Source organism: Gammaproteobacteria bacterium, assembly GCA_013214945.1.
Lineage (GTDB): Bacteria > Pseudomonadota > Gammaproteobacteria > Enterobacterales > Psychrobiaceae > Psychrobium.
Window position 1 is genome coordinate 158,760 of sequence record JABSRT010000003.1, and the last position, 12,114, is coordinate 170,873.

General features: G+C 39.8%; 15 protein-coding genes. 14 read left to right on the forward strand and 1 reads right to left on the reverse strand.

Translation table 11 applies throughout. From position 1 onward, the window contains the following. Window positions 1–318: 318 nt before the first annotated feature. Together HRU23_02730 and HRU23_02735 are read left to right on the forward strand one after the other, a co-directional pair. Window positions 319–879 (forward strand): carbonate dehydratase, encoded by a 561-nt coding sequence (locus tag HRU23_02730; GenBank protein NRA53037.1) that lies wholly within the window; start codon window positions 319–321, stop codon window positions 877–879. Continuing rightward, complete coding sequence (locus HRU23_02735; protein NRA53038.1) at window positions 869–1,912, forward strand: GTP-binding protein; 1,044 nt, start codon at window positions 869–871, stop codon at window positions 1,910–1,912. Before HRU23_02730 ends, HRU23_02735 begins: the two co-directional genes overlap by 11 nt. A gap of 68 nt (window positions 1,913–1,980) precedes the next feature. Here HRU23_02735 and HRU23_02740 read toward each other — a convergent pair whose 3' ends face one another. Next, window positions 1,981–2,448, reverse strand: coding sequence for a DUF2798 domain-containing protein (locus HRU23_02740; GenBank protein ID NRA53039.1), 468 nt, complete (start codon window positions 2,446–2,448; stop codon window positions 1,981–1,983). Window positions 2,449–2,553: 105 nt separating this feature from the next. On the opposite strand from HRU23_02740, the gene HRU23_02745 reads away from it, so the two are divergent. The 12 genes from HRU23_02745 (at window position 2,554) to HRU23_02800 (ending at window position 11,659) form a co-directional block, all read left to right on the forward strand. Next, entirely contained in the window at window positions 2,554–2,994 is a 441-nt protein-coding gene (locus tag HRU23_02745; GenBank protein NRA53040.1) for a MarR family transcriptional regulator, read from the forward strand. A gap of 165 nt (window positions 2,995–3,159) precedes the next feature. Then, window positions 3,160–3,666: a hypothetical protein gene (locus HRU23_02750; protein NRA53041.1), complete on the forward strand. Its 507-nt coding sequence runs from the start codon at window positions 3,160–3,162 to the stop codon at window positions 3,664–3,666. A gap of 701 nt (window positions 3,667–4,367) precedes the next feature. Next, window positions 4,368–4,592 carry a hypothetical protein gene (locus HRU23_02755; protein ID NRA53042.1) on the forward strand — a complete coding sequence of 75 codons (225 nt, stop codon included), beginning with the start codon at window positions 4,368–4,370 and terminating at the stop codon, window positions 4,590–4,592. A 177-nt stretch (window positions 4,593–4,769) separates the two neighbouring features. Beyond that, the gene (locus HRU23_02760; GenBank protein NRA53043.1) at window positions 4,770–5,756 is read left to right on the forward strand and encodes an alpha/beta hydrolase; all 987 of its coding nucleotides are present in this window, start codon (window positions 4,770–4,772) and stop codon (window positions 5,754–5,756) included. Window positions 5,757–6,075: 319 nt separating this feature from the next. Further along, window positions 6,076–6,873, forward strand: a complete 798-nt coding sequence (locus HRU23_02765) for a PhzF family phenazine biosynthesis protein (GenBank protein NRA53044.1) — start codon at window positions 6,076–6,078, stop codon at window positions 6,871–6,873. A gap of 181 nt (window positions 6,874–7,054) precedes the next feature. Beyond that, window positions 7,055–7,468: a DUF1311 domain-containing protein gene (locus HRU23_02770; GenBank protein NRA53045.1), complete on the forward strand. Its 414-nt coding sequence runs from the start codon at window positions 7,055–7,057 to the stop codon at window positions 7,466–7,468. Between the two features lie 435 nt (window positions 7,469–7,903). After that, entirely contained in the window at window positions 7,904–8,428 is a 525-nt protein-coding gene (locus HRU23_02775) for an adenylate kinase (protein NRA53046.1), read from the forward strand. Window positions 8,429–8,507: 79 nt separating this feature from the next. Beyond that, on the forward strand, window positions 8,508–8,876 hold the full coding sequence (locus tag HRU23_02780) for a MerR family transcriptional regulator (GenBank protein NRA53047.1): 369 nt from the start codon (window positions 8,508–8,510) through the stop codon (window positions 8,874–8,876). A gap of 66 nt (window positions 8,877–8,942) precedes the next feature. Continuing rightward, entirely contained in the window at window positions 8,943–9,329 is a 387-nt protein-coding gene (locus HRU23_02785; protein NRA53048.1) for a carboxymuconolactone decarboxylase family protein, read from the forward strand. A 232-nt stretch (window positions 9,330–9,561) separates the two neighbouring features. Beyond that, on the forward strand, window positions 9,562–10,098 hold the full coding sequence (locus HRU23_02790; GenBank protein ID NRA53049.1) for a GNAT family N-acetyltransferase: 537 nt from the start codon (window positions 9,562–9,564) through the stop codon (window positions 10,096–10,098). Between the two features lie 186 nt (window positions 10,099–10,284). Further along, on the forward strand, window positions 10,285–11,064 hold the full coding sequence (locus HRU23_02795; protein NRA53050.1) for an alpha/beta hydrolase: 780 nt from the start codon (window positions 10,285–10,287) through the stop codon (window positions 11,062–11,064). Window positions 11,065–11,197: 133 nt separating this feature from the next. Beyond that, a complete protein-coding gene (locus tag HRU23_02800; GenBank protein ID NRA53051.1) occupies window positions 11,198–11,659 on the forward strand; it encodes a DUF3617 domain-containing protein in 462 nt (153 codons plus the stop codon). Window positions 11,660–12,114: the final 455 nt, after the last annotated feature.

Here is a 12,114-nt window from a genome sequence, read left to right on the forward strand (position 1 = left end):
ATTAGCCTGCGCCTTTGTCTTGTTACAAAACTGCTGAGTTAAACTCAGTTTAATAAAGGGCCAACAGTAAAGGACAGTGATGAACAAAGCGGAACAACGTTTGGCCCATACCCAGCAACAACGCCCAAGCTGATTTTCATTTTCTCAGCCCGCAACTAGCAAATCAATGACGTGTGCACCGACTGCATGCAACTGGATTAATGTATTGGGAACGCTAAAAACCGCATTAAATACCAAGCCTACAATTACAGACAAACAAGCAGCTAAATTAACAGCCAAATCAGCACATTAATATACACAGTCAAGGAAGTATCTTCGATGATCAGAAAGAATCCCGCAGGTTACAGCCCGGTGATATCACCGCACGCCTTTGTTGATCCCACCGCGATTATTTGCGGTCATGTCCATATTGAGGCCAATGTTTTTGTTGGCCCCTATGCGGTGATCAGGGCCGATGAAGTCGATGAGCAAGGGCTGATGGAGCCGATTACTATCAAACGTGACTCTAATATTCAAGACGGGGTAGTGATCCACTCTAAAGCGGGAGCCGGGGTGACTATTGGCGCGAGAACATCCATTGCCCATCGGGCTATTGTCCACGGACCGTGCTCGGTCGGCGATGATGTTTTCATTGGCTTTAACAGTGTAGTGTTTCAAACGAACATTGCGTCTGGCTGTGTTATTCGCCATAACTGTGTGATTGACGGCTTATATTTACCCCGCAATTGCCACATTCCACCGATGAGTAATATTAGCGCCGGATTTGATTTAGCATCGATTGAACAGGTGCCGGTAGAGTTTTCACAATTCTCAGAATCGGTGGTCAGCGCTAATCACGACTTAGTTAAAGGATACAAAAGGTTAAGTAATGAACTCTAATGATATATCTGCTGTGCCAACCAATATCATCACTGGCTTTTTAGGGGTAGGTAAAACCTCAGCCATTTTAAATCTGCTTAAACACAAACCCGATAATGAACGTTGGGCTGTTTTGGTCAATGAGTTTGGCGAAATTGGCGTCGATGGCAGTTTATTTCAGGGCCAGAGTCCGGCGCAAGATGAGGTATTTATCACGGAAGTGCCCGGTGGTTGTATGTGCTGCGCGGCAGGGTTGCCGATGCAAATTGCACTCAATCAATTGCTTAAACGTGCAAAGCCTGATCGTTTGTTGATTGAACCAACGGGGTTAGGGCATCCGGTTGAAGTATTACAAGTATTAAGCTCTGAGTATTATCGTGATGTGTTAGCGCTTGAGAAGATTGTAACCTTGGTTGATGGCCGTAAACTCACCGATCCCCGTTATACCGAGCATGCAACCTTTAACCAGCAAATTGAAATTGCCGATCTGGTGGTTGGCAACAAGCGCGATCTGTATCAAGGCGAGGAACAGGGCCTGCTTGAGCAATATGTTGCAGAGCACTGCGCAGCATCAACCGAGTTGGTATTAACCGAGCACGGCGTATTGCAAAGTGGCTGGTTAAAAGGGCCAACGCAAGCAACTGCCGCAGCGCCGCATCACCATCATCATAAAGTCCATTCTCGCACCGATGAAGCGTCGCGTACTGATGACGTAAATACCATGACCCTGCCAGCATGTGGTTATGTTAAAGCCGAGAATCAGGGGGAAGGTTATCGCAGTATCGGCTGGCGTTTTGAAGCGAGTCGAGTATTTGACCATACTGCACTGATTGGCTTTTTAACCCGATTAAAGGTTGAGCGAATGAAAGCGGTGTTTATCACCAACAACGGGATTTTCGGTTACAACCTCACCACCGATGCGTTAACTGAAACTGAGCTTGACGATGTGATGGAAAGTCGGATAGAAATTATTTCACCTGATATTAATGACGAGTGGCAATCAAAGTTATTAGATTGCCTTGTCGTTAATCATCAGCTTAATCTGCGGTTTTAGCCGCCACACTTACCGCCAGACTTAGCGGCATGATGTACGTTGATTTAGACCTTGTTAGCGCCAATACGCTAGCTCGCCATGAACTTTTCCAATTTAGGTTTTATCGTTAAGGTCATTAAGACACTAAGTACTAACCCTATTGGTAATGCCGTCAATAAACCATTACGCCAAGCGACAAAGTAGAGCTCTAATTCTGCAAAGCCAATAGTATTAGCGGCTGTGCAGGCTGCCATGATTGATTCCATGATTAGCGCCATCATCAGCCCTATCATAATATTTTGTTTTAATTGGCTAAGCGATGAAAATGCTTTAGCGACAAGTGCACTAACGAGTCTGATCATCACATAGCCTGACGGCAACATAACGCATACAGCTAATGCAAACGAGGTTAACCAGTTTAGGTAAAATTGCGCAGTAAATCCAAGATTTACATAGGTCATAATGCCCGTTAATGATCCCGCTACCACGGTGATAATCGATGCTATTACCAATATTTTTTGAATGAGAGGGGTTCTTTTTAAGGGCTGACTGGGCATGGTTATAATTCCTAATAATTTGTCGGCAGTGCTAAATTGCTATATGATTGACAAGGTCAACTATATGGCAATTTAGTTGACCTTGTCAATCAAATTGGAGGTATTATGTCTGAGGTAAACCCTGTCGAAACCATTTTCAACTTAGTTCATGCGTTAAAGAAAAACATTACTCACAAAATTGAAAGTTTAGAGTCTCGCCTCACGCCAATGCATGTGCAGGTATTAAAGCTTATAGCAGCAAGCACCAGCCGCATAACGGCTAACGATATTGCCAACACGTTGCAACGTGACAAGGCACAAGTTACTCGATTATTAAATACCTTGATTAAAGAGGAACTCATTGAGAAACAAGAGAATCCAAAAGACAAACGTAGCCAATTTATTGTTGCCACGTTAAACGGTAAACAAATTTACCAGCAAGTGATTGAGGTTGACCGCTATATTTTAGAAGGCTTAGCCCAAGGGTTGTCATACGACGAATTAGCGCAGTTTCAACACCTGTCAGAAAAAATGATCAAGAATCTTGAAGCTAATCAGCAGACCTAAGCCTATTCCTGTCGCAGCAAGCGTGTTTTAAAAAACGTCAAAAGTCGGAGGGGCATTACTTATGAAAATTAAAAGGACAAAACAGTTGGGTTATGCTCCTTTGTTACTTATGTTAACTCATTATATTTAGTCTTTTAATCAAGCGTTAGCGCAACAAGGATAGTTATGCACAAAACTAAAGAATGTATTATGTGTTTTAGTGAAATAGACGCACGAGCACAAAAATGCCCTAAATGTACCTCGTTACAGGCAAAATTTTCTAATTTAGAAAATAGCCCTATTCTGCTTGGGATCGCAGGTCTGTTGATGATCGCGATTTTTGGTTTTATTTTATATAAACATTTTTATGTGAGCACGCTTGAACAACAAGCTATTGAAGACTTAAAGCTTACTGTAACGGACGTAAGCACCAAAGTTGAAACTGAAGGCCTTTTTGTTGCGTGTATTGGCAATATTAAAAACGAGACTGAATTTAAGTTTAAAGAACTCAAATACCAAGTAGATTTTATTGCTCAAAACAACGAGTTAGTTGATACATTCTCTGTTACTGATGAGGATATTAAGGTACTTGCTCACGCATCAACTCATTTTAGAGTAAGAGGTATTGGCCAAAAAGAAGCTGGTGATTATAAGCGCTGCGTTGTAACAATTACTGATGCGTGGGCATACTAGCCACGATATCCTAAAGTAGTGCGTTTCAGGCGATTTAGAAAGGAGAGCTATGATGAATCAAATTGACAGTAAGATTGTTTTTCAGCGTTGTGGGCTGTGGTCATGGTGAATATGCTCAAGGCTGATGCTGGGTGGGGCGGTCGTGATGGAGTTTCCCATCTTGATGATTGTTCTTTCCCTCGTTTTGCCGTATCAATTAAACCGTTGGGCAAACTTGATACTGAGTATTGTTGTTGTCATATTTATATGGGCTGGTGGATCATCTTACCCACACTATGTATTTATTGCGTTAATTGAAACTGTCTGTTTATTCTTTATTCTTTATTCTTTATTCTTTATTTTTTACCGTGCATGGCGGTGGTCAGAGAGTGACATACAAGAACGCTTAATCGGACGCGAATAAATGCATGTCGCTGAGTTTGGCTTTAGCTGGTAATTATGCTGTGAATTAGTTATTGCCAGCGCTGTAGCATGCTTAGAAGGTTCCTCTGCATGCGCCATATGGTTGTTACAAATTTAATAGCAAAAAGCTTTTATGGATCAGCAGAAAGCCGAGAGCTCACTAAATTAAGCAATGAAGCCACAGAGGGGCTGCAGTTTTAATGCCGTAATATGAAGCAGCCTAAGTAATGAGCGTGAACCCATACCAACCTACGCGCCAGTTAACGAGGCGTATAAACTCGCAAACCTTGGAGTTAATTATGGAAATAGACGAAGATAAAATCGATGAGGCAGCTCTCGCATTAATGTATATGACATTGCATGATAAATGTCGTGCATGGAAACAAATTGATTGGGAAATCACTAATCGACTTTACGAAAAAGGCTTGATTTGTGATCCTGTAGGGAAAACGAAATCGGTTATTTTTACTGATGATGGACTCAAAAAATCTGAAGAACTATTTGCTAAGTTATTCTCAAAGTAAACAACATAGTTGCTCCAACATGAGTTTGTAACAAAGTCATCAAGTTCAATTTTCAACGCTAGCACATTGGTTGCAAAGAGTAATGCGCAACAAATTGTGTCAGCATTGGCCACAGCTTATAGGAGAGTTGAGGCTGCTTTAGCTTATTTCAGTCAGCATTTACTTAAGGAAATTTAGGTGCATAAACTTTTTATTTTTTTACTTATTGTCTTGTCTGCTTTGCCATATTGTAATGCGCAAGAAATGTTTTTTGAACATAAACAGACTAGATTGTCTGGGCATTACCTTGAAGCAACTAATGGCAAGCCAGCAAAAGCTGTTTTACTTTTTGTTCATGGTGATGGTGCAATGCCATACGATGCAGAAGGTTATTATAGCTTTATATGGGAGCCTTTAAGACAAAATGGTTATGCCATTTTTAGTTGGGACAAACCAAATGTAGGTGATTCTTCAGGAAATTGGCTTAATCAAACGATGGCAGATCGACAATCTGAGGTGCTAGCAGCGATTGCTTTTGTTCAAAACAAATATCACTTTAAACCTGTTAATACTGGGCTAATTGGATTTAGTCAGGCTGGCTGGGTATTACCTGGCATAGCCAATAAAAATTCACAATTTGGTTTTTTTATTGGTGTTGGCTTTGCGACAAACTGGATTGAGCAAGGGCGGTACTATACAAAAATAAAACACCAATTAGCTGGCGAAAATGAAAATCAAATCACTCTGGCTTTGGCTGAGTATTCTAAGCAAATTTTATTTTTTGAAAAGGGTCGATCATTTAAAGAATATTTAAGATTCGCTGGAAGAGATGCAATGACAAAGGACCGTTATCAATTTGCGTTAAATAATTTTAGATCAGATTCAAATCACGATTATTTAAACATTAAAGTGCCAAGCCTATTTCTATGGGGTGAAAACGATTTAAATGTAAATGCTAAACAAGAGTTTGAATCTTGGAAAATAAAAAGCAATGCTTTCGTTACAACAAAACTAATAGCTAATGCGAGTCATGGCATGCTTAATGCAAATTCCTTTAGCACTCAGACCATTGGGGTACAACAATGGATAAAACTCATGTGGTTAGAAGAAGACGCTTTTGTCCACGAATTTATACCAACAATTTTGAGGTGGTTAGAGCAACGTAATATTAGCAAGTTAAAGTAATCAAACGGTCTTGTAAGACTTAGCGCACGTTGTGCCTCTTTTCCGTAATAAGAAGCAAACCTGATTATCTTGTTTACATAATTCATTGCCATTGATTTCTCCCTGCAAATTTAACCCAGTACATTCGAGTACGTATTAACTCATATTCTCGAGGATAGCCGTGACCTTTCTGATTTTGAACGGTGATGCTAGCCTCACTAAATTGTAACTAAACGATTGATATATTAGATAATCTAAATTATTGTATTTATATTGAAAATTTGGCTGATAATCATTACTTATATGAGTTTTACGGCTTAAACAATTTCTGGGAGATTGCATGAAATTAAGAATTAACATTATTGATGCCTTTACACAAACAAGGTTTAAAGGAAACTCAGCGGCTGTAATTATTACTGATGAATGGCTCGATGATGATTTAATGCAATCAATTGCCACTGAGAATAATTTGTCAGAAACGGCCTATCTGGTGAAAAGTGAGGATCAATCATATGAAATCAGATGGTTTTCTCCAATCACCGAAATTGACTTCTGTGGTCATGCAACATTGGCGTCTGCTTATGTGATCTTTTCTGATTTTCCTGATAAAAAAGCAATAAACATCATCGCAAAGTCAGTTGGATTGATGAATATTATCAAAACAGAAAATGATGATATTCAAATGGACTTTCCAAATCGAAAACCGTCGATGGTAGAAGATATTCCAGCAAGCTTACTCAAAGGGTTATCGATAAAGCCCACTAAGGTACTGATAAACAACCAAGCATATTTTGCGGTATATGAAACCGAAGAAGATATTCTTAATGTTAAGCAAGATAAGCAGCATTTAATTAAGCTTGCTCCTCATGATGTTGTGGTAACCGCCGCGGCATCATCAAAAGAGTATGATTTTATTTCGCGCTATTTCTGGCCTGCCAATGGTGGTGACGAAGATCCTGTGACTGGATCAATTCATACCGGACTTGCTCCTTTGTGGGCAGAACATCTTAATAAAAACCAGCTTGTTGCCTATCAAGCATCAAAGCGAGGTGGGCATCTAGTGTGTGACGTTACAGCTGATAGAGTTTATATTTCTGGTAAAGCTATTTCATATTTAGAGGGCTATATTGAAGTTTAGCGCTGTCAGCTCATATTCATTAGTATTGTGTGCTTACATTATGCGGTTATACGATGTCTGATGAGTCAAGATTGCCTGTAGCAGATAATGATCAAAACCAGACTGAGTCGCTAAGGTGGCGTTGTTATTTATGCTAGTACCTGTGGGCAGTTATTCTGTTTATGTATGCATGAGGCAAGTTATGAAAAAAATTATTGGTCTAGTTCTAGCTAGTTTTTCGTTTATGGTCGTGGCTACGGAGCCTGTTGCCGATTGTAAATATGCTTTAACGACGCTTGAAATTAACCACTGTGCATCGATCGAGTTAGCGTTGGCTAACACTGAGTTAGTTAAATATTTGGAAGTGAGCGTCGAGCATAATTCTTATGATCCTGAACTGATCGCGTCAATTAAGGTGGCTCAAAATAATTGGCAGGCTTATATGTCATCTCACTGTGACTCTGTTTATACGCAATGGCGTGAAGGTACAATTCGAGGTGTAATGGCCCTTTCTTGTAAAACGAAGTTAACCAAGCAAAGAACCCATGAAATTTGGGATAATTTCTTAACTTACATGGATAGCACGCCCCCTGTATTACCGGAACCCCAAAAGTAGCCTAATCAGACGGACCTATCACGGATTACCAAGGTTGAAGTTGGCAGGTAAATTTCATTAATGTGGCTTTTCATTTTATGATTCTTTTAAAAATGAGGTTATGCTAAATGGCCTTTTAGGTATAGCCATTAAAGATTCTGAAATTCATGATCAATAAGCTAAACCAAACTTAGCCGGTGTTAGCTGGTTAGGTTGGCGAAAGACGCCAGCGTTAACATAGCCAAATTCATGTGCCATTGATTAGCAGTTGACATTAATATGGGCATCTATCAGTATAAATTTATGAATATAAATATTGCGCAACAAATAGTCCGAATTATCATCATTGCATAGCAATGGTGGGATTTTTGATGCGTTTTAACATTGTCAAACCCGCCCAAGAGGCGGGTTTTTTTATTGCTGCCTTTTGGGATTAGTCTCAGTTATGGAGTTAGTATGAAAAAAATAGCAGTTTTTGGTAAGCCGGGCAGTGGCAAGTCGACATTAAGTCTAAATTTGGCATCAGTAACCGCAATACCCTTGCATCAACTAGATTCAATGGTCTATAAAAAAAATGGCGAACAGGTCGATCGTAAAACCTACGATGATGAGCATCAACGTATAGTCTCTGGCGAGTGTTGGATTATTGATGGCTTGGGTCCAATTAGCTCGTTTTATCAACGACTCGCTGCAGCAGATACCTTGGTCTATATAGACTTACCTTACGCAGTCAGTTATTGGTTGGTGACAAAGCGCTTTGTTAAAGGCTTGCTGGTTCAACCAGAAGGCTGGCCTGAGGGCAGTTCGGTGTTAAAAGGAACGATACAAAGCTATAAAATGCTAAAACTGAGTCCAAAGTTTTGGAATGATGAGCTGTTACAAAAACTAGCAGCATTATCGACTAACAAGTCGTTATATGTGATTAGTTCGATAGCTCAATTAAATGAGTTTGTTGAAAAACATGCAGAGCCTGCTGCATGAAACAAGGTATTAAAACACAATTTAAAACAGTTAATGTTAGCTGCGTTACGCTACACAATTAAGCGGCTTCGAGGGTTGCATGAATATTAAAAAATTCTCAAATATAACCAATATCTCGTGTTACACGATTAGGTATTACGAAAAAATTGGTTTGCTAAAAAATGTTGCTAGAAATTCTAGTGGCCACCGTTGGTTTTCAGAGCAAGATATTATCTGGCTTGAATTTATCAAGCGTTTAAAAGAAACCGATATGCCGCTGGACAAGATCCTTAAATATGCGAATTTAAGAGATGAAGGGGCGTCAACATCGCAGTTACGCATGCAAATTTTGCAACAACATGCGGTGATGTTAGAAGATAAAATAACGGCAGAACAATTTCATTTAAAAAAGTTAAAAGAGAAAATTGGCTATTACAGTGAAATTGCTGAGTTAGAAGTTAGCTCTTGACTTAGAGTTAGCTCTAAGTTGTATCGTTGATGGTGAATTACACAATAAACGATAACCGGAGTATTAATGAATAATCAACGTTATGAATCAGGACTTAAAAAACTTAATGAAATCGATGGCGAGGCTGGGCAAAAAGTTATTGATAGTTTAGCCAAAATTTCACCTGATTTAGGAAGGTATACAATTGAATTTCCTTTTGGGGATATTTATCAGCGACCAGGGCTTGACTTGAAGAGTCGAGAGTTAGCAACCGTTGCCGCATTAACGGCGTTGGGCAATTGTTCACCTCAGCTAAACGTACACATTCATGGCGCTTTGAATGTTGGTTGCAAGCCTGAGGAAATTACTGAGGTGATTATCCAAATGGCGGTGTATGCAGGTTTCCCTGCGGCTTTAAATGGTATGTTGGTGGCTAAAGAAGTATTTATCGAGCGGACAATAATCAAAGCTTAACAAATGGCATATCGGTGAATAGTTACTACTGACATCCATTGGAGTAAAACAGAACAAGCGTTACAAAAAATGGTAGAACACTGCTAGCAACAACATGAACTTAGCTACGTTGGTGTTGGGGCTTTGCCTTTAATTGGAATGTTATAAAGTGATAAAGTAGGCTTAATAAACGCCTATTTCCTAGAGCGATAAGTCGGGCGTCAGTTGCGATGTCGCGTTATAAATTAGAGTAGTGTTAATGGAATCAAAAGTTATAAAATTTAGAGCATTGGAAGTAGACGATTGTAATGAGTTCTACGCGTGGTCTTGTGATAAAGAAGTGACTCAGTACAGTTTGTCATCTTATGCTTACCCGCAGTCAAAAACAGACATTTCCAAGTGGCTTACAGGCATAAATGACTCACCTAAAACCGTATCTTTTGGGGTTTGTTGTCAAGAAACTGGCCAGCTTATTGGTTATGCCGGTATTGCTTCAATCAGTCAGTTAAACCGCTGTGGTGAGTATTTTATCCTGATTGGCGATAAAAAATACTGGGGCAAGGGTATTGGCACGCAAGTAACCAAGTTTATAACTGATTATGGTTTTAATACGTTAGGCCTACACCGAATTGAATTGACCGCTTACTCAACCAATTATGGGGCGATTAAAGCTTATGAAAATGCTGGTTATCAACATGAAGGCATTAAAAGACAGGCTGGTTATCGCAATGGCAAGTTTGTCGATAAAGTTCAAATGGCGGCACTTTCGCATGAGTGGTCGGATATTTAACCAATGATTAAATGATATATTTTAGTTTGTGGTGTGTTGCTTGGCAGTTTACTGTTGGTCAGGGGAGCATATTTTAAAAGACCATTATACCCTGCGTGAATTACTCAGATAACAAAAATAAGCCAGAGGGTAGGGCTACAGTAACTTTAAGATATAGTTGGTGTTCATTTACAGGTGGGAGAGAGTATGAGTCGAATTAACATTGAAGAATTTAAGGTTGATATTACTGGTGCAAATGTTTACGTAAGAAAATGGACGCCAATAATTACTTTAACGGATTCACCCATCTTTTTATTGCATGACTCGCTGGGCTGTGTTGATTTATGGAAAGATTTTCCATCGTTCTTGGCTGAAAAGCTATCTCGACCTGTTATTGCCTATGATCGATTAGGCTTTGGTCAATCGGATCCGCGTGACGAATTACCTTCAATAGAATTTATAGCAGAAGAAGCGATAAAGTATTTCCCTGCGATAAAACACCACCTCTCTATTCAGCACTATGCTCTTTTGGGGCACAGTGTTGGTGGTGGCATGGCCATAAATATTGCTGCGCGCGATCCTGATTGTGAAGCTGTCATTACGGTGTCGGCTCAAGCATTTGTTGAAGACCTTACAATTAAGGGGATAGAAGATGCTAAGAAAAATTTTGAGCAACCTGGGCAGCTATCACGGTTAGAAAAATGGCACGGGTCTAAAGCAGCATGGGTCTTGCGCGCATGGACGGATGTTTGGTTGTCAGCCGAATTTGCCAATTGGAGTTTACAGCCGTCTATTGGCAAGGTGCGTTGCCCAGTTTTAGCTATTCACGGTGAAAACGACCAATACGGCTCGTCAGCCTTTGTTGAATTTATCTCAAAAAATACCGCTGGGCACTCTAGTATGTTACTGCTTAAAAACTGCGGTCATATACCCCACAAAGAACAACCGCAAGCAGTGCTCGGTGCTATGCAAGCGTTCTTTCGCTAAGGAAAATATCTACCTATCTACCTATCTACCTATCTACCTATCTACCTATCTACCTTTTAGGCTTAAAACTATTCGGCGCAGAATAGTTTTATATACTACGCTTCATAACTGCTATTAATTTAGGGAGTAATCGATGATCAATTTATTAAATAGAGCGTTGCTGGCCTGGATTATCGTCGCATCGAGTCATGTTAACGCTGAAAGTTATGATTTTAAACTTGGCTTATGGGAAACCACTTCCACAACTAAAATACTTGAAATAGATGCTGCTCCTGACATTGAAAAAATGATCCGGGCGGTATCTAACATTCCGAAAAATACGGAAAGAGAATGCATTAAGAGCATTGACTCGTTATTTGATCCTGAGCCTGATGATACCGAACAATGCAAATGGCAAATGAAACGTGTCAGCGCTAACGAAATCGCGATCGCAGGAGCATGTTCTGGCCAAGATGGATCCTCTAAGGGGGTTGGCGAAATGCATTTAAATGGTAAAACGTTCACTTCTTGGTACGAAATAACCAGCACCGAAGGTGACATTAAAATGAAAATTAAAGTCGTGGCAAATGGGGAGTATATTGGGGCTTGTAAATAAACACCAACTGAAACTAAGTGGCATCAGCATGGCGATGATTCTATTGTTGGCTCGTTGGGTTCGAGCACAATGTAGTTATTTTTTTTCGGTGTGACTTAAGGTAAACGGCGTTAATTATTGCAACTGGATAACGTGTAATATAAATCTTGGCAAGTGATCAATTAAATAGGATTTATATAGTTACTCTGTTGCCTGACTCGCCATTAAGGACAATTTTAATTAGCTAACCTAATCAATGAAATTTCATGTGTTTTTTTCTCAATCTAATCTGCCATTTTATTGCAATATTCATCAATGGTGACAAGCCAGGTAAGCTCCTATCGTTAAACATCTAATCTGACGGTTGCGTCGCAGTGGCTAAAAATATTTCTCTGGTATTTCTCTGTCTGCTTGATAGTAGAAAAGGAAGCAATTTTTTGTCCTGTGTTCCCTCGATTTATAGTTGGCACAATAAT